The organism is Pigmentiphaga daeguensis, from assembly GCF_039523035.1.
In the GTDB taxonomy this organism is placed as follows: domain Bacteria; phylum Pseudomonadota; class Gammaproteobacteria; order Burkholderiales; family Burkholderiaceae_B; genus Pigmentiphaga; species Pigmentiphaga daeguensis.
Genome location: NZ_BAAAEN010000023.1, coordinates 56,519 through 78,625, shown reverse-complemented (window position 1 = coordinate 78,625; position 22,107 = coordinate 56,519). Strand labels below are relative to the sequence as shown.

The following is a 22,107-nucleotide window of genomic DNA, read 5'->3' as shown; positions in this document are numbered from 1 at the left end:
CGGATCCGATCATGACTGCATCTCTTTCTTCCTTGCCTGCACCCGGCCCCGTGATGGTGGACGTGGCGGGTTTCGAACTGACCGCGGCCGAGGCCGAGCGGCTGCGCCACCCGCTGGTGGGCGGAGTGATCCTGTTCGCCCGCAATTTCCGCGACCGGGCGCAACTGACCAGGTTGACCGCCGACATCCACGCCGCCCGCGGCGAGCCGCTGTTGATCGCGGTCGACCACGAGGGCGGACGGGTCCAGCGTTTCCGCAGTGATGGCTTCACGGCGCTGCCGCCCATGCGGGCCCTGGGCCGCCTGTGGGAAAGCGACCCGCTCGAAGCCATGCGCATGGCGACCGATACCGGCCGGGTGCTGGCCGCCGAGCTGCGTGCCTGCGGCGTGGACCTGAGTTTCACGCCGGTGCTGGACCTGGATTTCGGCGAAAGCCGCGTCATCCGCGACCGGTCCTTCCATCGCGATCCGCGCGTGGTGGCCATGCTGGCCCGGGCCTTGATCCAGGGGCTGGCGCTGGCCGGCATGTCCGCCTGCGGCAAGCATTTCCCCGGCCACGGCTTTGCCGCCGCCGATTCCCACTACGAGATCCCGGTGGACGACCGGTCGCTGGACGAGGTGCTGGGCGAGGACGCGCAGCCCTATCGCTGGCTGGGCGATGCCATCCTGGGCGCCGTGATGCCGGCCCACGTCATCTATCCGCGGGTCGACAAGTCGCCCGCCGGGTTCTCGCGCAAGTGGGTGACGACCGTGTTGCGCAAGCGCCTCCAGTATGGCGGCGTGGTGTTCTCCGACGATCTCACCATGGAAGGCGCCTCGGTGGCGGGCGACATCCATGGCCGGGCGATGGCCGCGTTGCGCGCGGGCTGCGACATGGTGCTGGTCTGCAACCGGCCCGACATGGCGGACGACCTGCTGGGCCGGCTCGACTGGGTCCAGGATCCGGCCTCGGTGGCGCGCATCCGGTCGCTCAAGCCGAGGTTCGCCGCGCAGGACTGGCAGGCGCTGACGGCCGATCCGGCCTATCGCAAGGCCCGCAAGGCGGTCCAGGCCCTGGCGCGGGCCGGCGCCTGAGGAGGGCGACATGGCCGGCCGCAAGAAGGACGAGAACCAGGCCCCGGAGACGACGGCGCAGCCGGACGCGCCCGTGGCGCCCCCGGCGTCGCCCGCTCCGGCCGCCGCGGAAGAGCCCGGGCAGGCCTTCGACATCAAATCCTTCCTGGCGCAGCTTCCGCACCTGCCGGGCGTGTACCGGCACATCAACGCGGAAGGCGAGGTGATGTACGTCGGCAAGGCGCGGGACCTGAAGAAGCGCGTTTCCTCGTATTTCCAGAAGCAGGTGGGCAGCCCGCGCATCGCGCATATGCTGGCCCGCGTGGCGCGGGTCGAGGTCACCGTGACGCGCTCCGAGGCCGAGGCGCTGCTGCTGGAAAACAACCTGATCAAGTCGCTGGCGCCGCGCTACAACATCCTGTTCCGCGACGACAAGTCCTATCCCTACCTGAAGGTCAGCGGCCATGCGTTCCCCCGCATCGCGTACTATCGCGGGACCACCGACCGCGCCAACCAGTACTTCGGCCCTTTCCCCAACGTGTGGGCGGTACGCGAAAGCATACAGATCCTGCAGAAGGTCTTTCGCCTGCGCACCTGCGAGGACACGGTCTTCGCCAACCGGTCGCGGCCGTGCCTGCTGTACCAGATCCACCGCTGTTCCGGGCCGTGCGTGGGCCTGGTCTCGCAAGAGGACTACGCCCTGGACGTGGACCGGGCCACGCAGTTCCTGCGCGGCCAGACCCAGGCCGTGCTCACGGACATCGAGACGCGGATGTTCGCCGCCTCGCAGGAGATGCGCTTCGAGGAAGCCGCCGCCCTGCGCGACCAGTTGTCGGCCCTGTCGCGCGTGCTGCACCAGCAGACCATGGAGGGGGGCAGCGGCGATACCGACGTGATCGCGGTCGACATGCAGGGGGGCAAGGCCTGCGTGAACCTGGCGATGGTGCGGGGCGGGCGCCACCTGGGCGACAAGGCCTTCTTCCCTTCGCATACCGATGGCGATTCGCCCGCCGAGGTGCTGGAGGCCTTCATGTCCCAGCACTACATTGACCGTGCCTTGCCCGGCACCATCGTCGTGTCGCACCCCTTGCCCGACGCCGACTTGGTCGCGATGCTGGCGGAGCAGGCCGGATCGAAGGTCAATCTCGTCAAGCAACCGCAGGGCGTGCGCAAGAGCTGGCTCGAGCAGGCCAGGAAGAACGCCGAACTGGCGCTGGCGCGAGTGCTGGCCGAGGCCGGGTCGCAGCAGGCGCGCACCGCGGCCCTGGCCCAGGTGTTGGGCATAGACGCCGACGAGGCCGCGCTGGAAACCCTGCGCATGGAGTGCTTCGACATCAGCCACACCGCCGGCGAGGCGACGCAGGCCTCGTGCGTGGTCTACCACCACCATGCCATGCAGCCCAAGGAGTATCGTCGCTACAATATCGACGACATCACCGGCGGCGACGACTATGCGGCCATGCGGCAGGTGCTGACGCGCCGCTACGAGAAAATCGCCGATGGGGGAGGGATCATGCCCGACGTCGTGCTGATCGACGGCGGCAAGGGGCAGGTCGAGATCGCCCGCCAGGTGTTCGCCGAACTGGGGCTGGACATCGGGCTGCTGGTCGGCGTCGCCAAGGGGGAAGGGCGCAAGGTGGGCTTGGAGACGCTGGTTTTCGCCGACGGCCGCGAGCCGCTGGCGTTGGGGGGCGAGTCGGCCGCGCTGATGCTGGTCGCGCAGATCCGCGACGAGGCGCACCGGTTCGCCATCACCGGCATGCGGGCGAGGCGGGCCAAGGCCCGCAACGTGTCGCGGCTGGAGGAAATCGAGGGTGTCGGCGCCAAGCGCCGGCAGCGCCTGCTGGCGCGCTTCGGCGGCCTGCGCGGGGTGATCTCGGCCAGCGTGGAGGACCTGGCGTCCGTCGAGGGCATCTCCCTGGAACTGGCCGAGCGCATCCACCGCCAACTGCACTGACCCCTGCCGAGAACTTTTCCCCGTAGCCTGTTAGCATTCGACCATGCCTCTGAACCTGCCGATTATCCTGACCTGGGTGCGGATCGCCATGATCCCGCTGGTCGTCAGCGTGTACTACGTACCGGAGCATGTGCTGCCCACGGCCGTGCGCGATGCGGTGGCCACGGGCATGTTCATCTTCGCCGCGCTGACGGACTGGCTCGATGGCTGGCTGGCGCGGCGGCTGAACCAGACATCCTCGTTCGGCGCCTTCCTGGACCCCGTGGCCGACAAGCTCATGGTCAGCGCGGCGCTGCTCGTGCTGCTGAACCTGGGGCGGGTCGACGCCATGATCGCACTGGTCATCATCGGCCGCGAGATCACCATTTCGGCCCTGCGCGAATGGATGGCCAAGATCGGCGCCAGCACCAGCGTCGCCGTGCACTGGCTGGGCAAGTTCAAGACCGCGGCGCAGATGACCGCGATCCCGTGCCTGCTGTACGGCGGACGCGTGGCCGGCATCGACACGCTTTGGTGGGGGTCGAGGCTGATCGAGATCGCCGCCGTGCTGACCGTGTGGTCGATGATGTATTACCTGCAGCGGGCCTGGCCGGTCATCCGGCGATCTGCCTAGGGCCGGCACGGCGGGATTCGCGGCGCAGTCCGCAGAGCAATAAAGCAGGAGACGACGTGCAGCAAGCATTGGCCGCCCCCGGGATGAGGTTCGCCCGGCGCAGGCTCGACTGGAAAGTCATCGGACTGGTGGGAATCGCCCATGCGAGCTCCCATTTCTTCCAACTGGTGATTCCTTCGTTGTTCGCGCCGCTGGCGGCGGAGTTCGGACTGGGATTTGCCGAACTGGGGGTCCTGGTCGCGGTGTTCTATGCGATCTCGGGCGTGGGCCAGGCCAGTTCCGGCTTCGTGGTGGACCGTGCGGGCGCGCGTCCGGTCCTGTGGTTCGGGCTCGCCTGCTTCGTCGTGGCGGGCCTGCTGCTCGGGCTGGCCAGCAACTATGGCTGGCTGATGGCCGCGGCCGTGGTGGCCGGCATCGGCAATTCGGTGTTCCACCCGGTTGATTTCTCCATCCTGAACCGCCGTGTCAGCAGTCCCCGCCTGGGACACGCCTTCAGCGCGCACGGCATCACCGGGAATCTGGGCTGGGCCACCACGCCCATATTCATCACGACGCTCACCCACCTGTTCAACTGGCGGGTCGCCGCCTTCGGCGCGGGCCTGCTGGTGGCAGTCATCCTGGCCATGACGGTGGTGGGCCGGCGCCTGCTGGCGGTGGAGGCGGCACGCCGCCCCGCCCGCGGGCGCCGCCTGGACGCGGCCCCGGCGGGTACGTCGCTGGGCGCGCTGCTGATCAACCCCGTAGTCTGGGGGGCCTTCCTGTTCTTCATGTTTTCGTCCGTCGCGATCTCGGCGGTCCAGAACTACACCATTCCCATCCTGGGTTCCATCTACGGCATCTCCAGCGTGACCGCCAGTACCGCGCTGTCCGGCTACATGGTGGCCGGCGCCTGCGGAATGGTGCTGGGCGGATTCCTGGTCTCCAGCGGTCCCTACAGCGAGCGCATCGTCGGCATGTCCTTCGTGGCGGCCGGCGCGCTGTTGGCCCTGCTGGCCACCGGCTGGCTGCCGGTGGCGGCGGCGGTACCCTGCGTCGCCCTGGCGGGGTTGTGCGCGGGCGTCGCGGGGCCGTCCCGCGACATGCTGGTACGCCGGGTCACGCCGCGCGGCGCCACGGGCTCGGTCTACGGATTGGTATACTCCGGCATGGACACGGGTTCGGCGTTGGCACCGCTTGCCTTTGGCGTGATGCTGGATGCGGGCCTGCGGCAGGGGCCCTACCTGGGCGCATTTCTTGCGTTCGTACTCGCGGCCTTCTTCGCCGCGCTGATCGCCGCCAAGGCGCGGCGCGTGCACTGAGCTGCCCGGCCCGCCGAGCGCGGGCCTGCCTTCGCTGCGGCGATTCATGTCTTGTCTTTTTGTCAGCGTAAAACCGACTGAAACATGTTGCACATGCCAAGTTCGCATGATTGTGACATTCTTTTCAATTGGAAAAGATTCGCGGAACGACAACCTCTAGCAAGCGGTCTATAAATGATGTATTTAAGTCACCCAAACGCAAAATAAGGGGCCACGAAAAGGCTTCGGCGCGCGGCTTGAAACAGCCGTCACGCATGAACCGTAAGCTTGGGACTCGGCCGCGGCGGTAAGCCTGGCGGGCTCGCTCCCGGCACGGTTCTCTTCAGACATCTATTGCGCGGAATCCACGAGGCTATGCGATCTTCGCTCTCTTTGTACCTGTTGGGGCCCCTGGCCATGGAAAGCGCGGATGGACCGCTTTCCATTCGTTACAACAAGGCAAGAGCGTTGCTGGCGTACCTGGCACTCGAGGGCGGCTTCCATACGCGCGAGGCGCTGGCCTTCATGCTGTGGCCCGACGCCAGCGTGCAGGCCGGCCGGGAAAACCTGCGGCGCATGCTGTTCCTGCTGAAGGACGCCCTCAAGCCCGATGCGATCGAAAGCAGCCGCGACGTGCTCAGGCTGCGCGCCGAGGCCGGCTTGTGGACCGATGTCGGAGCCTTCACTTCCGTGCTGGATGGGGAGCAGCGCGCGCTGGCCATGGGTGCGGTGATCGACTCCGAGCGCATCGCGCATGCGGTGGCGCTGTATCGCGGCGAATTCCTGCAGGGGCTGGAGCTGGACGATGCGCCCGACTTCGGTAATTGGGTGCAGATGCGCCGGGAGCAATATCACCAGCGCTATCTCCAGGCACTGGGGATGCTGGTCGAGAGCCACGAGCGGGAAGGGAACCTGCAGGCGGGCATCGAATGCGCCGAACAATGGGTGACCGTCGCGCCGCTGGACGACACGGCCTGGCACCAGATGCTGCGCCTGCTGGTGAAAGCCGGCCAGCTGGATCGGGCAAGGCGCGAGTTTCAGCGTTATCGCCACCTGCTCGACATGGAACTGGGAACCACGCCGGATGCTTCGGTGGCGGCGCTGCTCGAGGCGCCTGGCACGGGCCGCGAGGCTGGAGCGCGCCGGCAGGCGTCGATGGGCGAGCGCCGCCAACTGACCGTGCTTTCCTGCGAATTCGAGGTGACCGGCGAACCCGAGGACATCGTCGAGGTCCAGCGTCAGCTGATGGCCTGCTGCGAACCGACGCTGCGGGCCGCGGGCGCCCACGTCGTGCGCATTCCCAGCGGGTTGCTGGCCTATTTCGGCTATCCCTTCGCGCAGGAGGATTCCGCGCGGCGCGCCGTGACGGCGGCGCTGGTGTGCCACAACAGCATCTGGTCGCGGCATTGGGGCGACGAGGAAAGCAGCCTGCCGGTGCGCGTCGCCTTGGGCGTGCATACCGGCATCGCCATCAGTTCCGCCGAGAACGACGTTCCCGACGCGGGCGGGATGGTGTCGCGCCTGGCGCTCCAGCTTGGCGCCATGGCCGGCGGGGCCGGCGTGGCCGTCAGCGACGTCACCCTGCACCTGCTGGGCGACGAGTACGGTATCGAGCCGGCGGGACAGCTGACCGACTGGTCCCGCGGTGTCGAGGTGCAGGTTTTCCTGGTCAGCGGCAAGCATTCCCCGGAACGGCAGGACGCTGCGCGCGCGTTCTGCGGGCGGGACGAGGAAATGGCGCGGCTCGTCGACGCCTACCACCGGGGAGGGTGCTACGTCGGCCTGGTGCGCGGCGAGGCGGGGCTCGGGAAGTCCTTTCTCGTGGAGCATTTCTGCGACACCCTGCAGGTCGAGCGCGTCGTCCTGCAATGCTCGTCCGAGCTCAGGCAGATGCCCTATCACCCCTTCGTGCGATGGATGCGCGCCTGCGAGCGCCTTGCCGCCGAACCGTCATCCCTGCCCGAAAGCGCGCAGCGCATACTCGAGACGATCGGCCAGCGCATGATGGTCGGGGCACAGGCGGGTACACCCGGCCCGGGCATGCCCGGCGCGGTGGACGAGATCGGCGCCTTGTGCCACGAATTGCTGCGGGTCATGGTGCCCGAAGGCGGCGTCATCTGCTTCGACGACGTGCATTGGGCCGATCCTTCCACGCGCGACGTCCTGGCCCTGCTCGTGGAGCATCCTTTGCCCGACCGGATGCTGCTCATTACCGCCCGGCCCGAGTTCGTGCCGCCGTGGAAGCACACGGTCGCGGTCGATCATCTGGACCTGGGGCCCATGGACGATTTCGCCGTGGTGGACCTGGTGCACGCGGTGGCCGATGGCGAGGACATCGACGCGGAGCTGTTGCGCGACATCATCAAGCGCTCGGAAGGGATTCCGCTGTATGCCGAGGAACTGACCCGCGACGTGCTGGCGGACCGGCGGGATCCGTCCGCGCCGTGGTCGCTGCCCGCTTCGCTGCAGGACTTGCTGATGGCTCGCATCGACAGCGTGGGCCGCGCGCGCCCCGTCGCGCAATTCGCCTCGGTAGTGGGCGGCGAGTTCACGCTGGACCTGCTGGCCGACGCCACGGGCGAGCCTCGCGCCGAGCTGGCCGAGGCGCTGGCCATCATGCTGCGCCAGAACATCATCGTGCGCTGCGACGAAAAGGCCTACGCCTTCCGCCATACCCTGCTGCGCGAGGCGGCCTACCAGTCGCAGACGCGCGTGGCGCGGGTCCAGGCGCACGCGCGCCTGGCCCGGCGGCTCGAATCCAGCCTGGCCGAGGGCAACCCGGAGGTGCTGGCCTGGCATTACTCCGGCGCCGGCAGCCGCGCGCCCGCCGTCAAGTACCTGCTGGAGGCCGCGCGCAAGGCGGCCGCGCAATGCGCATATCGCGAGGCGGTCAGCTACTATCGCAGCGCGCTGGAATGGTTCGAGCGGCAGGGCGAGGGCATCGACGCCATCATGGAGGAGTTGCGCATCCGGATGGAGTTCGGCATCCAATTGTGCGCGCTCTACGGTTTCGGTTCCGAGCAGGCGGTGGAGACCTTCCGCTCGGCGCTGACCCTGGCGCAGCCGCTGGGCGACGACCCCCGGCTGTTCCCGATCTATTGGGGGCTGTGGACCAGCGCCAGCTCATGGGCCAATTTCTCGATGACGCTGACGCTGGCGGAAACGCTGCTGCGGATGGCGGGCACCGCCGGGGATCCCAACCTGCTGTCCCACGCCTACTATGCGCGGGGCTACAGCCATTTCTTCCTGGGGCGCTTTGCCGAGGCGGTGGCGGATCTCGAACACGGCGCCAAGGCCTACCAGCCCCAGCATGCCAACCTGGCCCTGGGCGAGGACGCCCGCGTCACCAACCTGGCCGTCCTGTCCATCGCCTGCTGGCATACCGGCAGGGTCGAGGACGCCTTGCAGGCCTCTCGTGAATCGGTGGCGCATGCGCGGCGCATCGGCCACCGCTATTCGCTGCTGTACGCGCTGGTGTCGGCCACCGAGCTGCACCGGCTGAACCGCGAGGTCGACGAGGTCGCCACCCTGTCGTCCGAAGCCTTGCAGATCGCGCGCGAGATGGGAACGCCGCTGTGGGCCGTCTGCGCCGAGACCAGCGAGGCCTGGGTCAAGGCCGTGCGCGGAGACGCCACGGCGCTGGCGGAGATGGCCTCGTGCGTGCAGCGGATTCCCGCCATCATGAAGGGGATCGCGCCCCTGCTGGTCGCGCGGTGGACCGATGCATGCGACCTGGTGGAGGACGTCGGTGCCGGGCTGGACGCCACCACGCATGGGCTGCGCGAAGTCACGCAGACCCAGGCCCGCTACCTCCAGTCCGAGTTCGAGCGCATCAAGGGCAAGCAGTTGTTCCGCCAGGGACAGCCGGCCAGCGTGTTCCGGCCATGGCTGGAGCGGGCGCTGGAAACCGCCTGCGCGCTGGATTCTCCGCTGCTGGCGCTGCGTGCGCTGACCAACCTGGTGCGCTACGCCTGTCCCGTCCCCGATGCCGGGCACTTGGCCCTGATGGCCCGCATGATGGCGCGCGTGCAGGGCGGCGACGGGCTGTGGGAAGTCCGGGCCGCGCGGGGCCTGCTGTCCCGCTACGGCGCGCAAATGGTCCTGCGCTGAGGACGCCCCGCCGCGCGGGCGCGGGGCCGATATTCACGTCAGCCATACCCGGTATGGCTGGGGCTGCGTAGACACCCGAAGGCCTCGCCTCTACCTTTGACACATGTCCGGCAGGATGCCGGCGCGCCATCCGGCCGCGCCCGCATTCCAGCCGCCGTTCACGCATTCCGGAGAACGATACATGAGTCGGAAGTGGTCCCCGCAGCAACTGGTCGATGCCGAGCAGGGCACGGTCAGCCGCGAAGTCTATGTCAACCAAGACATCTTCCAGGAAGAACTGGAGCGCATCTTCTCCCGAGCCTGGCTGTTCGTCGGGCACGAGAGCATGGTGCCCAATCCCGACGATTACTTCGTCAGCCGGATGGGCAATGATTCGGTCATCCTGACCCGGGACCGGCAGGGGCAGCTCCAGGTCCTGCTCAACAGCTGCCTGCATCGCGGCATGCGGCTGTGCCGCTACGACCAGGGCAACAATCGCACCTTCACCTGTCCCTACCACGGCTGGAGCTATTCCACCGACGGCAAGCTGGTGGAGCGGGCTGGCGAGCTGGTGGGCGTACCGGGCTTCAAGACCCATTACTACGGCGAGCTGGACAAGAAGAACTGGGGCCTGAAGTCGGTGGCCAAGCTGGTCAACTACAAGGGCACGATCTGGGCCACCTGGGACGAGAACGCGCCGTCGTTCGAAGAGTACCTGGGCGACATGAAGCTGTACCTGGATTTCGCCCTGGACCACCGTGACGGCAGTCCCGGCGGATCGGAGATGATAGGCGGCGTGCAGAAGTGGCGCATTCCCTGCAACTGGAAGACCGCGGCCGAGAACTTCAACGCCGATCTCTACCACGACATCAGCCACCGCTCGGTGGACGTCGTGGGCATCGGACCGGGCGGCAAGGGCCGGCGCGATCCCACGCCCCATCGCGTGTCGATCTCCTTCAAGGACCTGGGGCACGGGCTGGTCGGCCGCGCGCCGTACTACGAAGAGAACCCGTACACGCCGATCTTCGCGAACTATCCCGAGGTGGAGCAGTACTACCGCAAGGTATACGAGGAGCGCGAGAAGAACCTGGCCGGCACCATGCGCGTGCTGCACAGCGTGGGCACCATATTTCCCAACATGGCGGTGCACGGCCGCCAGCCGCGCACCATCGCGGTATTCCACCCGGTCAGCGCGACCGAGACCGAGATGTGGCGCATCTATCTCGTGGACAAGGACGCCCCGCAGGAGGTGAAGGACGCGGCGCGCGCCTACTACCTGCGCTATTCGGGGCCGGGCGGCATGACCGAGTCCGACGACATGGAGAACTGGTGCTACGCCACCGAGTCGAGCACCGGGACCATCGCCCGCACGCTGCACTACAACTACCAGATGGGCATCGGACACGCCAAGCCCGTGCCCGGCCTGCGCGGCGCGGTGACGACGGGCGAGTTCACCGAAGAGAACAACCGGAACTATTACGCGAGATGGGCGCAGTTCATGGAAGGGCGCTCGTGGGACGAACTCATGCCCACCTACGACGAATAAGCGGAGCGCGCCATGACCGACACTCACCTGAATACCGACCATGCCTTCCTGTTGCGCGAGATCGAGCAGTTCTTCTACCGCGAGGCCGACCTGCTGGACGAGCGCCGCTTCGACGAATGGCTGACGTTGCTGCACGAGGACATCCGCTATTGGATGCCCATCGCGCGCAACGTCAGGCGTGACAACCGCGAGCGCGAACGCACCCGCGAGGGCGTGGAAGCGGCGTGGTTCGACGAAGGCATCCAGACGCTGCGCCAGCGCGTGGAGCAGATCAACACTGGCATGCACTGGGCCGAGGAGCCGGCCTCGCGCACCTCGCACCTCCTGACCAACGTGCGCATCCTGGAGACCTCCGGCGCCGGGCTGGAGGAGGAAGTCCGGACCCGGTCGCGCTTCATCGTCTACCAGAACCGCCTGGATACCGAGGTCGCCTGGTTCGTCGGCAAGCGCAACGACACGCTGCGCCGCACGGACTCGGGCTGGAAGGTCCTGCGGCGCGAGATCCTGCTGGACCAGACCGTGCTGCTGGGCAAGGCGCTGACCGTCTTCTTCTGACTGGGGGTAACGAAACATGGATCGTCGAGATGTGCTGAAGATGCTGGCCGGCGCCGCGGCGCTGGGCGGCTGTCCCGCGTGGGCCCAGGACGGCTTTCCGTCGCGCATGATGAAGGTCGTGGTCGCTTATCCGCCGGGGGGCGTGACCGACATCGCCGGCCGGCTGATGGCGGAAATCCTGAGCAAGGAATTCGGCAAGCCCGCCATCGTCGAGAACAAGGGCGGCGGCACGGGCACCATCGCCCAGCAATACGTGCTGCAACAGCCGCACGACGGCCACGTGCTGCTGTCGGGCGGGCTGGGGGGCCTGATCCTGCCGGTCATCCTGAATCCCAACCTGCCGGTGGACCCGCAGGCGAGCTTCACGCCGGTGGCGCAGGTGGCGGAGTTCGTCAATGTGCTGCTGGTGGGGCGCGACGTGAAAGCGCGCAACGTGAGCGAACTGATCGCGTACGCCAAGGCCAATCCCGGCAAGCTGAACTACGCCACGAACGGCGTAGGCACCTCGGCCCACTTCACCTCGGAGCTGTTCAACCTCCAGGCCGGCACGAAGGTGATCCACATTCCCTACCGGTCCAGCGGCGAGGTCATCTCGGGCCTGCGCAACGGCGACGTCCACATGGCATTCGCCAACGCGCCCGCGGTCAACGCGCTGGTCAAGGCAGGCACGCTGCGCGCCATCGCGGTGACCAGCGCCAACCGCACCAAGGAACTGCCCGACGTGCCGACCATGGTGGAGTCGGGCATGCCGGACTTCGTCGTGACCAGCTGGCTGGGCGCCTACGCGGCCGCCGGCACGCCGGCCGACGTCGTCAGGAAGCTGGGCGAGGTCATCGTGCGCGGCGCGCAGCAGCCCGAGAACGTGCAGCGTTTCGAGACCGTGGGATTCCAGGTCTCGACCAAGGATGCGGCCGCCTATGCCGCCTTCAACCGCGCCGAGCTGGCGCGGTGGAAAGAGGTGGCGCGGCTGGCCAACATCCGCGCCGAAGGGTGAAGCATGAGCGGACACAATGCGCTGAATCTGATCCACATCAAGCCGGGAGCCCGGCTGCGTACCAACGAAGGGGCGGTCGTGGAGCTGGTCGAGAACCCGCAGGACGGCGTCTGGCTGATCTGCCGCTACGTGGAGCATCCGTCCGAGCCGGAACTGGTCGGCGATGCCGAACAGACCGTGTTCGCGCAGGACATCGTCGGCCTGGCCGACGCCAACCAACAGGGAGAAGGGTCGTGACCGCGAGCTGGACCGACAGGAAGAATGCGGCCTGCCCGCGAGGCGTGGGCCTGGTGACGGAAATCTACGCCGCGCAGGCGGCGGGCAGCGAACTGACCGACGAGACGGGGCGCCGCTACATCGACTTCGCCGGCGGCATCGGCGTGCTGAACGTCGGCCACAGGCATCCCCGGGTGGAGGCCGCCATCGTCGAGCAGGCGCGGCGTTTCACGCACACCTGCTATCAGGTCGTGCCCTACGCATCCTACGTGAGGCTGGCCGAGCGCCTGAACGCGCTGGTGCCGGGCGATTTCGACAAGAAGACGGTGTTCTTCACCACCGGGGCGGAAGCCGTGGAGAACGCGGTCAAGATCGCGCGCGCGGCCACGGGCAGGACCGCCGTCATCGGCTTCACCGGCGCCTTCCATGGACGCACGATGATGGGGCTGGCGCTGACCGGGAAGGTCGCGCCCTACAAGACGGGTTTCGGTCCATTCCCGGGAGACGTCTATCGCGTGCCGTTTCCGTCCGCCGACACGTCCGAGGCGGTGGCCCGGTCCCTGGCCGCGCTCGAGGACCTGCTGCGCTACGACGTCGAAGCCGCCCGCGTGGCCGCCATCGTGATCGAGCCCGTGCAGGGGGAGGGCGGCTTCCATCCGGCGCCCCAGGCGTTGATGCGCGGACTGCGCGCGCTGTGCGACCGGCACGGCATGCTGCTTATCGCCGACGAGATCCAGTGCGGCATGGGGCGTACCGGGAAGATGTTCGCGATGGAACACTTCGGCGTGGCGGCGGACCTGACGACGGTGGCCAAGAGCCTGGCCGGCGGCATGCCGCTGTCGGCCGTGGTCGGGCGTGCCGAGGTCATGGATGCCGTGGCGCCCGGCGGCCTGGGCAGCACCTACGCGGGCGCGCCGCTGGCGATCGCCGCCGCGCATGCCGTCCTGGATGTGTTCGAGCAGGAAAACCTGCTCGAGTCCGGCAACGAGCTGGCCCGCGTGATGCGTGGGCGCCTGGAGGCGGCGCGGGCCCGGCATGGCTGCATCGGCCAGGTACGCGGCCTCGGTCCCATGCTGGCCATGGAACTGCTGGACGAACAGGGGCGGCCCTCGGCCGCGCTGGCCCAGGCCGTGCGCGAGCACGCGCTGGCGCGCGGGTTGATCCTGCTGGTATGCGGCAGCTACGGCAACGTGATCCGTTTCCTGTTCCCGCTCAACACGCCCATGCCCCTGTTCGAACGGGGCATGGACATCATCGACGCCGCGCTGGTCGAGGCGACCCGGCAGGAGCTGGTGGCATGAACGTTCCCACCCGGCAGACCGGTGCCGAATGGCTGCTGCGCAGCGCCGCCGCCTCCGGCATCGAGGTCTGTTTCGCCAATCCCGGCACGACCGAACTGCCCTTCGTCGGCGCGATGGATGCCGTGCCGCAGGTGCGGCCCATCCTGTGCGCCTTCGAAGGCGTATGTTCCGGCGCCGCCGACGGCTATTACCGCATGCGCGGCACGCCGGCGATGACGCTGACCCACCTGGGACCCGGGTTCGCCAACGCCATCGCCAACCTGCACAACGCCCGGCGAGCCGGCTCGTCGGTCTACAACGTGATCGGCGAGCACATGTCTTGGCACGTCGAGGCCGATCCGCCGCTGGCCAGCGATATCGAGTCGCTGGCGCGGCCGGTATCGGCCGGCGTCTACCGGGCCGATTCGCCCGCGTCGCTGGTGATGTCGGTACGCCAGTCCCTGGCCAATGCGATGGCGCCGCAAGGAGGCATCCATACCCTGATCCTGCCCATGGACCTGCAGGCGGCGGCGATGGACGAGCCCGTGTTCGCCGCCCGCGTGCCGGACTCTCCGGCGGTGCTGGAAGCCAGCCTGGTCGAACAGGTGGCGGCACATGTCGCCGCGGGCAGGAAGACCCTGTTGCTGCTGGGCGGCGACGCCCTGCACGAGCCGGCGCTGATGGAAGCATTGCGGTTCCAGGGCCTGGCCAACGTCGAGGTCGTGGGCGAGACTTTTCCCGCGCGCAGCGAACACGGCGGCGGCCTGCCGGCCATCCGCCGCTTCAATCCCGCTGCCGAGCAGGCCCACGCCTATCTGCTGGGCTTCGAGCTCGTGGCGCTGGTCGGCGCCAGGCGGCCGGTGGCCTTCTTCGGCGTGGAGGGCTATCCCAGCTACCTGGGCGATCCGGCGCGCATGGTCGAGCTGTGCCAGGAAGGGCGGGGCGGCTCCGCCACGCTGGCGGCCCTGGCCGACGACCTGAAGCTGGCCCGGCGCGGCCTGGCGCCGGCCGAGCGCGTGAGCGACCAGGACCTGGGCGAGGACCTGACGCCCGAAAGCGCCGCGCGGGTGGTGGCCGCCTGGCTGCCGGAACAGGCCATCATCTCGGCCGAGGGCAAGACCCTGGCCTTCCCCTTCAACGCCATTGCCGCGCGGACCGCGCGCCATGCCAGCATCGTGCTGACCGGCGGCGCGATCGGCCAGGGCATACCGGCCGCGTTCGGCGCCGCCATCGCCGCGCCGGACCGCAAGGTCGTGGGCCTGCAATCGGACGGCAGCGCGCTTTACACGGTACAGGCCCTGTGGTCGATGGCGCGCGAGAACGCCGACGTGACCATCCTCATCGCGTCCAACCGCCGCTACAACATCCTGATCGACGAGATGCGCCGCAACGGCTATGAACTCGCTTCGCCGCCGGTGAGGGACCTGCTGCAGCTCTCGCGCCCCGACCTGGACTGGCTGGGCATGGCCGCGGGTTTCGGCGTCCATGCCGAACGCGCCACGACGGTAAGCGAATTGCGGCGCTCGTTCCGGCGCGCCATGGCCGAACGCGGACCGCGACTGATCGAGGTCATGCTGCCCTGAGCGGCGCCAGCCACGGAAGAATCGAAGACATGCATGCGAACTACATAGCGGGACAATGGCTGGAAGGCGACGGCGCCACGCGCGACATCAATCCTTCCGACGTGGCCGACCTGGTCGGCGAATACGCGCACGCCACCCCGGCGCAGGTGGACCTGGCGATCACCGCGGCGCGCGACGCGGCCCACCGATGGGGCCTGGCCAGCGCCACGCAGCGCGCCGAATGCCTGGATGCGATCGGCGTCGAGCTCCTGCGGCGCAAGGACGAACTGGGGCGGCTGCTGGCCCGCGAGGAGGGCAAGACCCTGCCCGAGGCCGTGGGCGAGACGGTGCGCGCGGCCGCCATCTTCCGCTTCTTCGCCGGCGAGGCGCTGCGGGTGCGGGGCGACCGGCTGCCCCAGGCCAGGACCGGCGTGGACGTGGAGGTCACGCGCGAACCCGTGGGCGTCGTGGGGCTGATCACGCCATGGAATTTTCCGCTGGCCATCCCCGCCTGGAAGATCGCCCCGGCACTGGCGTACGGCAACACGGTGGTCTTCAAGCCGGCTGACCTGGTGCCCGGCAGCGCGTGGGCGCTGGCGGAGATCATCAGCCGCGCCGGCCTGCCCGAGGGGGTCTTCAATCTCGTCATGGGACGCGGCGCCGTGGTCGGACAGGCCATGCTGGACGACGCGCGCATCGACGCGCTGAGCTTCACCGGGTCGGTGGCGACCGGCAGGCAGGTGGCGCAGGCCGCCACGCGGCGGCTGGCCAAGGTGCAGATGGAAATGGGCGGCAAGAATCCGCTGGTCGTGCTGGACGATGCCGATCTGGGCCAGGCCGTCGAGTGCGCCGTCCAGGGGTCTTTTTTCTCGACCGGACAGCGCTGCACCGCGTCAAGCCGGCTGATCGTCCAGCGCGGCATCCACGAGCGCTTCGTGCGGGCGATGAAGGAACGCATGGCCGCGCTGCGCGTGGACGACGCGCTGGCGCCCGGCACCGACATCGGGCCGGTGGTGGATGCGCGCCAGTTGCAGCAGGACGAGGAATACCTGCGCATCGGCCGCGACGAAGGCGCCACGCTGGCCCAGGGCGGCCGGCGGGTGGCGCGCGCCAGGGAGGGCTACTACCTGGAGCCGGCGCTGTTCACCGATTGTTCCAACGACATGCGCATCTGCCGCGAGGAAATCTTCGGACCGGTCGCGGCGGTGATTCCCGTGGCGGACTATGACGAGGCGCTGGCCCTGGCCAACGATACCGAGTTCGGCCTGTCGGCAGGGATCTGCACGACCTCGCTCAAGCATGCCACGCACTTCAAGCGGCATGCCCAGGCCGGCATGGTGATGGTGAACTGCCCGACGGCCGGGGTGGATCCGCATGCGCCGTTCGGCGGCCGCAAGGGATCGAGCTATGGACCGCGCGAGCAGGGGACCTATGCGGCCGAGTTCTACACCACCGTGAAGACGGCCTACACCCTGGCCTGAGCGGCCCGCGATGGCCGGCCTACCGGCCGGCCACGCGCTCAGCGGGCGACCATGGCCTCGATTTCCAGCAGCCATCCGGGATTCACCAGTCCAGCCACCTGGTACACCATGCGCGCCGGATGCCCGTCCGGCTGGCTGGCGAAGAAGTCGGCATAGCCGGCGTTGAAACCCTCGAAGTCCATCCGGTTGCCCTTGTCGGGATCGGCGACCAGGCAGGCGCGGACGTGGACCACGTTGCGCATGGACATGCCCAGGTCGCGCAGGATGCCGTCGAGCCGTTCGAGCGTGGTGCGCGTCTGCGTGCGCGTATCGCCATAGGCCTGGCGGCTGTCGGCGGGAGCGGCGGGATCCACCACGGTGGGCATCTGCCCGCTGAGGTAGTAGGTGATGGCGCCGGGCGGAACGCCAACCGCGCGGCTGATGGGGGACTTGCCCTGGGGCACGGGAATGTGGATGAAATCGGCATGCGGCATGGCGGAACGGCTCCTGAAGAAAAACATCGGTGGCGAGATTAAATATGATTATACTATAATCATATCCATGGAGAACACCGTGAATCCCGTGCTGGAACATCTTTGCGCGCACCGGAGCGAGCGCGATTTTTCCGACCGCCCGGTGGGCGACGACACGTTGGCCGCCGTGTTCGAGGCCACCCGCCGGGCACCCACCTGGAACAATGCGCAGAACGTGTCCTGGGTCGCGGTGCGGGACCCGCGGACCAAGGCAGCGCTGGCGCGCTGCAGCGGCAACCAGGCCTGGATAGCGCGCGCGCCGGTGTTCGTCGTGCTGCTGATGGATTTCTACAAGACCGAGCTGGCGGCCGGCCGCCATGGCCGCCGCCAGGCCGTCCTGGACAACGTCAACAGCGTGCTGATCGGCGCGCTGGACACGGGCATCCTGATGGGCACGATGATGGCGGCCGCGCGCGCCGCCGGGCTGGGGGTCTGCCCGATCGGCGGCGTGCGCCGCGGCATGCTCGAAGTCATCGAACTGCTGCGTCTGCCGCGCCTGGTCGCGCCGCTGGCCGGGGTGTGCCTGGGATACCTGAACACGGCGTCCGAGGTCCGCAAGCCCCGCATGGCGCTGGAAGCGAGCTGGCATGCGGAAGCCTATGACCGCGACCGGGTGGCGGGGGCCATCGATGCCTTGGACGCGGACATGGACGCCTATTCGCGCGGCCTGGGGCGCGAAGGCGCGCAGAGCTGGTCGGATGCGGTATCCAGCCGCTACGCCGCCGATGCCTATGGCGGCGTTGGCCCGGCATTGCGCCGCCAGGGGTTCTGCTTCGAATGGGAGGAGGGAGTCTAATGCTATTATCGTACAAAGGAGACTCCCATGGCCCTGCTCAAAGACACGCCAGAGCCCGCGCGCGCCGAACCCAACCTGACCGAGCGCATCACACGGATGCTGATGGACGAGATCACCGGCGGGCGTTACCAGCTTGGCGAAGTCCTGCCGCCCGAGCAGGTGATCGCCGACCGGCTGGGCGTATCCCGCACCGTGCTGCGAGAGGCCGTCTCGCGCCTGAAGGCCGAAGGCATCGTCAGCAGCAAGCAAGGCCGTGGCCTGGCGGTGATCGCGAATACGCCCCTGTCGGTGCTGCGCATGCATGCGGCCAGCGAGGAGGACGTCGAGCAGACCCTGGGCATCGTCGAGTTGCGCCGGGGGTTCGAGATCGAAGCGGCGGCGCTGGCCGCCGAGCGCCGCACGTCCGAGGACCTGGCCGAGATGCGTGCCGCGCTGTCGGAGATGGGCAAGGCCATCGACAGCGGCGAGATCGCGCGCGGGGTGGACGCGGACCTGCGTTTTCACCGGGCGGTGGCGCGTGCGACCCGCAATCGCAACTACATCATGTTCTTCGACTTCCTGGCGGTCCTGCTGCGCAAGAACCTGGAGGTCTCGCGCAGCCGGTCGGCCAAGGTATCGGGGCGCGGCGCCCTGGCGCAGAAAGAGCATGCCCGGTTGCTGGCCGCCATCGAGAAGGGCGATCCGGAAGCGGCGCGGCAATGCGCGCGGGTCCACGTCGAGAACACCGAAACGCGCCTGCGCAGCGCCATCCAGGAAAAGCCCGCGCGTTGACCCGGGCCGGCCACGCCCGCTCGTTCCATTCCTGCCGTTCCATTTTCACTCGTGTCCGCGCGTGCGCGCGCGAGCACGGCATTCGTTCGTCCGTCTGATCCGGAGAAGTGCCATGCCGCAATCCCTACCTACTGTCATCGTCAGCGCACCCGTGCCGCCCGACCTGCGTTCGGCCATCGAGGCGGCCTGCCGGATCGTCGACGTCCCCATCGGCCAGCGCCTGGACCAGGCCGTGTCCGCCGCCGACCGCGAGACGGCGCGCGGTGTGCTGTGCACGGTACGCACCCCGATGGACGCCGATGCGCTGGACGCGTTGCCGGCCGTATCGGTGGTGTCCAACTTCGCCGTGGGCTACGACAACATCGACGTGCCACGCGCCACGCGCGGCGGCGTGCTGGTCTGCAATACGCCAGGCGTGCTCGATCGCGCGGTGGCCGATCTCACCATGGGGTTCGTGATCTGCCTGGCGCGGGATATGGTGCAGGGGGATGCCTACGTGCGCCGGGGCGATTGGCTGAAGGGACCCGCGCCGCTGACCGCTGACCTGGCGGGCAAGACGTTGGGGCTGCTGGGCATGGGGCGCATCGGCCGCATGGTGGCGCGGCGCGCGCAGGCCTTCGACATGCGGGTGGTCTATCACAATCGCAACCGCGACACGCCATCCGAGGAACTGGGGCTGGCGGCCTACCGTTCGCGCGATGAACTGCTGGCCGAGGCCGATTTCCTGAGCGTGCATGTCCCCCTGTCCGCCGAGACGCGCGGCTCGGTAGGCATGCGCGAATTCGCGGCGATGAAGCATTCGGCCTATCTGGTCAATACGTCGCGTGGACCGGTGGTGGACGAGGCCGCGCTGATCCGCGCGCTGCAGGAAGGCCGCATCGCGGGCGCGGGACTGGACGTGATGGAGCGCGAACCGCTGGACCCGGCCAGTCCGCTGTGCGCGATGCCCAATGTGGTGCTGCAGGCGCATGCGGGCAGCGCCACGGTGGAGACGCGGCGCGCGATGATGGAACTGGCGGTGGCCAATCTGCTCGATGCCCTGGCGGGACGACAGCCGCGCGCCATGGTGAACCCGGCCGTGCGCGATGGCATGGGAGCGGCCCATGCATGACGATCCGCCCAGGGGCCTGGACCGGGGCCTGACCCACTACGGCGACACCGAATTCGCGCGCTTCCTGCGTCGCTCGTTCGCCCTGTCCATGGGGCACACGCGCGAGGCGCTGGCACGGCCCGTCATCGGCATCGCGCATCCGGGCGGCGATTTCAACAACTGCCACCGGCATTTTCCCGAGCTGGTCCAGGCGGTCAGGCGGGGCGTGCTGGCGGCGGGCGGGCTGCCCATGGAATTCCCCAGCATCTCGCTGGGCGAGCCGTTCCTGCATCCGACCAGCATGATGTTCCGCAACCTGATGTCGATGGACGTCGAGGAGATGATCCGCGCCCAGCCCATGGATGCGGTGGTGCTGGTGGGGGGCTGCGACAAGACGGTACCCGCGCAGCTGATGGGGGCGCTGTCGGCCGGATGTCCCGCCATCCAACTGGTGGGGGGGCCCATGATGACCGGGCGCCACCGGGGCGAGCGCCTGGGCGCCTGTACCGACTGCCGGCGCCACTGGGGCCGCTATCGCGCGGGTGCCATCGACGCGCACGAGATCGGCGCGATCGAAGGCAATCTGGCGACCACGGCAGGGACTTGCGCGGTCATGGGTACGGCCAGCACCATGGCCTGCGTGGCCGAGGCGCTGGGCATGATGCTGCCGCATACGGCGGCGATCCCGGCGGTCCACGCCGACCGCTTGCGGGCCGCCGAGGCCACGGGCGCGCAGGCGGTCCGCCTGGCGCGGGAAGGCCTGAGGCCCGATGCCATCGTGACCGGCAAGTCGGTGGACAACGCGCTGCGCGTGCTGCTGGCGATCAGCGGTTCGACCAATGCGGTCCTGCACCTGACGGCGATCGCCGGGAGGCTCGGGCTGCCGGTGGACGCCGCGCGGCTGAACCGGTTGTCGGAAGAGACGCCGGTACTGGTCGACCTCAAGCCCACGGGCTCGCACTACATGGAAGACCTGTACGCGGCCGGCGGCGTGCAGGCCATCCTGCGCGAGTTGCGCGACCTGCTGCACCTGGACTGCCTGACCGTGACCGGCCGCACGGTAGGCGAACTGCTGGACGAGCAGGGCGACGCCTGGGTGGACCGCGCGGTGATCCGGCCGCGCGCCGAACCGCTCAAGCCCGAGGGCGGGCTGCTGGCCCTGTCCGGCTCGCTCGCGCCCAATGGCGCGCTGATCAAGCGCGCCGCGGCGGACGAGGCGCTGTTCGAGCACACCGGCAGGGCGGTGGTGTTCGATACGCTGGAAGACATGGCCGAGCGGCTCGATGCCGAGGACCTGGACGTGCGGCCCGACGACGTGCTGGTGCTGCGCAACGCCGGACCGCTGGCGGCGGCCATGCCCGAAGCGGGCTACATCCCCATCCCGGCCAAGCTGGCGCGGCAGGGCGTGCGCGACATGGTGCGCATCTCGGACGCGCGGATGAGCGGTACCGCGTACGGCACGGTGGTGCTGCACGTTTCGCCGGAAGCCGCGGCAGGCGGTCCGCTGGCCCTGGTCAGGAACGGCGACCTGATCCGCCTGTCGGTAGCGCGCCGCGCGATCGACCTGCTGGTGGACGAGGCCGAGCTGGAACGCCGCCGCGCCGCATGGACGTCCGCGCGGCCGGCCGCGCAGCGCGGCTACCGATGGCTGTACCAGCGGCACGTGATGCAGGCCGAGCACGGCTGCGACTTCGACTTCCTGCGCGCGCCGGCGCGCCCCGACGATGCCGGCGGCGGCCGGCAAGGAGACCCCGCATGACCGGAACCGTGTTTGCCCAACCCCTGGCCCAGTTGCCGGGCATCCTGCCCGAGATCGCGATCGACGCCATCCCCGACGACGAGCGCGTATGGGTGCCGCAGGCGCCCAACGTCTGGTTCCGTCCGCTGTTCTTCAACACCCTGGGGGGCGGCTGGTGCAACCTGCTGCGGGTGCGGCGCTCGGGCGTCCTGAGCCGACACATCCATCCCGCGCCGGTGTTCGGCTACGTCATCAAGGGATCCTGGCGCTACCTGGAACACGATTGGGTGGCCTCGGCCGGCCGCTTCGTGTTCGAGCCGCCGGGCGAGATCCATACCCTGACGGTGGACGCGGATGGCAAGGACGACGAAATGATCACCTTTTTCAACGTCAGCGGCGCCATGGTCTACCTGGACGAGCGCGGCATGCAGATCGGCTACGAGGATGTGTTCAGCAAGATCGAGATGTGCAGGCGCCACTATCGGGAAGTCGGACTGGGCGAGGACTACGTGCGGCAGTTCATCCGCTAGCCGTCCTAGGGTTTGCATGAATTCCTGTCCGGGGCGTCAATAAGTAGT

The 22,107-nt window shown here is 68.6% G+C and carries 18 protein-coding genes; 17 read left to right on the top strand and 1 reads right to left on the bottom strand.

Going from position 1 to position 22,107, the window contains the following annotated elements; all coding sequences use genetic code 11:
- Positions 1-11 precede the first annotated feature (11 nt).
- The 12 genes from nagZ to ABD104_RS23450 all read left to right on the top strand — a co-directional run bounded on the left by nagZ (position 12) and on the right by ABD104_RS23450 (position 16,622).
- The gene (nagZ, locus tag ABD104_RS23505) at positions 12-1,073 is read left to right on the top strand and encodes a beta-N-acetylhexosaminidase (RefSeq protein WP_087840655.1); all 1,062 of its coding nucleotides are present in this window, start codon (positions 12-14) and stop codon (positions 1,071-1,073) included.
- Between the two features lie 10 nt (positions 1,074-1,083).
- A complete protein-coding gene (gene uvrC / locus ABD104_RS23500; protein WP_087840556.1) occupies positions 1,084-3,009 on the top strand; it encodes an excinuclease ABC subunit UvrC in 1,926 nt (641 codons plus the stop codon).
- 43 nt (positions 3,010-3,052) lie between these two features.
- The gene (pgsA, locus tag ABD104_RS23495) at positions 3,053-3,622 is read left to right on the top strand and encodes a CDP-diacylglycerol--glycerol-3-phosphate 3-phosphatidyltransferase (RefSeq protein ID WP_087840557.1); all 570 of its coding nucleotides are present in this window, start codon (positions 3,053-3,055) and stop codon (positions 3,620-3,622) included.
- An 83-nt stretch (positions 3,623-3,705) separates the two neighbouring features.
- Positions 3,706-4,920, top strand: coding sequence for an MFS transporter (locus ABD104_RS23490; RefSeq protein ID WP_087840558.1), 1,215 nt, complete (start codon positions 3,706-3,708; stop codon positions 4,918-4,920).
- 447 nt (positions 4,921-5,367) lie between these two features.
- Positions 5,368-9,009, top strand: coding sequence for an AfsR/SARP family transcriptional regulator (locus ABD104_RS23485; RefSeq protein ID WP_343928308.1), 3,642 nt, complete (start codon positions 5,368-5,370; stop codon positions 9,007-9,009).
- 181 nt (positions 9,010-9,190) lie between these two features.
- On the top strand, positions 9,191-10,534 hold the full coding sequence (locus ABD104_RS23480) for an aromatic ring-hydroxylating oxygenase subunit alpha (protein ID WP_087840656.1): 1,344 nt from the start codon (positions 9,191-9,193) through the stop codon (positions 10,532-10,534).
- Between the two features lie 12 nt (positions 10,535-10,546).
- Positions 10,547-11,089: a 3-phenylpropionate/cinnamic acid dioxygenase subunit beta gene (locus ABD104_RS23475; RefSeq protein WP_087840561.1), complete on the top strand. Its 543-nt coding sequence runs from the start codon at positions 10,547-10,549 to the stop codon at positions 11,087-11,089.
- 16 nt (positions 11,090-11,105) lie between these two features.
- Positions 11,106-12,083 carry a Bug family tripartite tricarboxylate transporter substrate binding protein gene (locus tag ABD104_RS23470; protein ID WP_087840563.1) on the top strand — a complete coding sequence of 326 codons (978 nt, stop codon included), beginning with the start codon at positions 11,106-11,108 and terminating at the stop codon, positions 12,081-12,083.
- 3 nt (positions 12,084-12,086) lie between these two features.
- Positions 12,087-12,320 carry a hypothetical protein gene (locus ABD104_RS23465; RefSeq protein WP_087840565.1) on the top strand — a complete coding sequence of 78 codons (234 nt, stop codon included), beginning with the start codon at positions 12,087-12,089 and terminating at the stop codon, positions 12,318-12,320.
- On the top strand, positions 12,317-13,600 hold the full coding sequence (gene gabT / locus ABD104_RS23460; RefSeq protein ID WP_087840567.1) for a 4-aminobutyrate--2-oxoglutarate transaminase: 1,284 nt from the start codon (positions 12,317-12,319) through the stop codon (positions 13,598-13,600). Before ABD104_RS23465 ends, gabT begins: the two co-directional genes overlap by 4 nt.
- Positions 13,597-15,162 carry an acetolactate synthase large subunit gene (locus ABD104_RS23455; protein WP_087840569.1) on the top strand — a complete coding sequence of 522 codons (1,566 nt, stop codon included), beginning with the start codon at positions 13,597-13,599 and terminating at the stop codon, positions 15,160-15,162. Before gabT ends, ABD104_RS23455 begins: the two co-directional genes overlap by 4 nt.
- 29 nt (positions 15,163-15,191) lie before the next feature.
- Complete coding sequence (locus tag ABD104_RS23450; protein WP_087840571.1) at positions 15,192-16,622, top strand: aldehyde dehydrogenase family protein; 1,431 nt, start codon at positions 15,192-15,194, stop codon at positions 16,620-16,622.
- A 38-nt stretch (positions 16,623-16,660) separates the two neighbouring features.
- On the opposite strand, the gene ABD104_RS23445 is transcribed toward ABD104_RS23450, so the two are convergent.
- Positions 16,661-17,095 carry a RidA family protein gene (locus ABD104_RS23445; RefSeq protein ID WP_165963297.1) on the bottom strand — a complete coding sequence of 145 codons (435 nt, stop codon included), beginning with the start codon at positions 17,093-17,095 and terminating at the stop codon, positions 16,661-16,663.
- Positions 17,096-17,174: 79 nt separating this feature from the next.
- Between ABD104_RS23445 and ABD104_RS23440 the strand changes: the two genes are divergently transcribed.
- From ABD104_RS23440 to ABD104_RS23420, 5 genes are all read left to right on the top strand, one after another.
- Positions 17,175-17,930, top strand: a complete 756-nt coding sequence (locus ABD104_RS23440; RefSeq protein WP_165963298.1) for a nitroreductase family protein — start codon at positions 17,175-17,177, stop codon at positions 17,928-17,930.
- A gap of 27 nt (positions 17,931-17,957) precedes the next feature.
- Positions 17,958-18,701 carry a FadR/GntR family transcriptional regulator gene (locus ABD104_RS23435; protein ID WP_343928307.1) on the top strand — a complete coding sequence of 248 codons (744 nt, stop codon included), beginning with the start codon at positions 17,958-17,960 and terminating at the stop codon, positions 18,699-18,701.
- A gap of 112 nt (positions 18,702-18,813) precedes the next feature.
- Positions 18,814-19,812, top strand: coding sequence for a 2-hydroxyacid dehydrogenase (locus ABD104_RS23430; protein WP_343928306.1), 999 nt, complete (start codon positions 18,814-18,816; stop codon positions 19,810-19,812).
- Positions 19,805-21,550 carry an IlvD/Edd family dehydratase gene (locus ABD104_RS23425; protein WP_132980463.1) on the top strand — a complete coding sequence of 582 codons (1,746 nt, stop codon included), beginning with the start codon at positions 19,805-19,807 and terminating at the stop codon, positions 21,548-21,550. Before ABD104_RS23430 ends, ABD104_RS23425 begins: the two co-directional genes overlap by 8 nt.
- Positions 21,547-22,059 (top strand): 2,4'-dihydroxyacetophenone dioxygenase family protein, encoded by a 513-nt coding sequence (locus tag ABD104_RS23420; protein ID WP_087840578.1) that lies wholly within the window; start codon positions 21,547-21,549, stop codon positions 22,057-22,059. The genes ABD104_RS23425 and ABD104_RS23420 overlap by 4 nt, the downstream gene beginning before the upstream one ends.
- Positions 22,060-22,107 lie beyond the last annotated feature (48 nt).

Bases quoted from the DNA above. Each gene is read 5' to 3' on its own strand.
- nagZ (WP_087840655.1), top strand. From the start codon at position 12: ATGACTGCATCTCTTTCTTCCTTGCCTGCACCCGGCCCCGTGATGGTG.
- uvrC (WP_087840556.1), top strand. From the start codon at position 1,084: ATGGCCGGCCGCAAGAAGGACGAGAACCAGGCCCCGGAGACGACGGCG.
- pgsA (WP_087840557.1), top strand. From the start codon at position 3,053: ATGCCTCTGAACCTGCCGATTATCCTGACCTGGGTGCGGATCGCCATG.
- ABD104_RS23490 (WP_087840558.1), top strand. From the start codon at position 3,706: ATGAGGTTCGCCCGGCGCAGGCTCGACTGGAAAGTCATCGGACTGGTG.
- ABD104_RS23480 (WP_087840656.1), top strand. From the start codon at position 9,191: ATGAGTCGGAAGTGGTCCCCGCAGCAACTGGTCGATGCCGAGCAGGGC.
- ABD104_RS23475 (WP_087840561.1), top strand. From the start codon at position 10,547: ATGACCGACACTCACCTGAATACCGACCATGCCTTCCTGTTGCGCGAG.
- ABD104_RS23470 (WP_087840563.1), top strand. From the start codon at position 11,106: ATGGATCGTCGAGATGTGCTGAAGATGCTGGCCGGCGCCGCGGCGCTG.
- ABD104_RS23465 (WP_087840565.1), top strand. From the start codon at position 12,087: ATGAGCGGACACAATGCGCTGAATCTGATCCACATCAAGCCGGGAGCC.
- ABD104_RS23455 (WP_087840569.1), top strand. From the start codon at position 13,597: ATGAACGTTCCCACCCGGCAGACCGGTGCCGAATGGCTGCTGCGCAGC.
- ABD104_RS23450 (WP_087840571.1), top strand. From the start codon at position 15,192: ATGCATGCGAACTACATAGCGGGACAATGGCTGGAAGGCGACGGCGCC.
- ABD104_RS23445 (WP_165963297.1), bottom strand. From the start codon at position 17,095: ATGCCGCATGCCGATTTCATCCACATTCCCGTGCCCCAGGGCAAGTCC.
- ABD104_RS23435 (WP_343928307.1), top strand. From the start codon at position 17,958: ATGGCCCTGCTCAAAGACACGCCAGAGCCCGCGCGCGCCGAACCCAAC.
- ABD104_RS23430 (WP_343928306.1), top strand. From the start codon at position 18,814: ATGCCGCAATCCCTACCTACTGTCATCGTCAGCGCACCCGTGCCGCCC.
- ABD104_RS23425 (WP_132980463.1), top strand. From the start codon at position 19,805: ATGCATGACGATCCGCCCAGGGGCCTGGACCGGGGCCTGACCCACTAC.
- ABD104_RS23420 (WP_087840578.1), top strand. From the start codon at position 21,547: ATGACCGGAACCGTGTTTGCCCAACCCCTGGCCCAGTTGCCGGGCATC.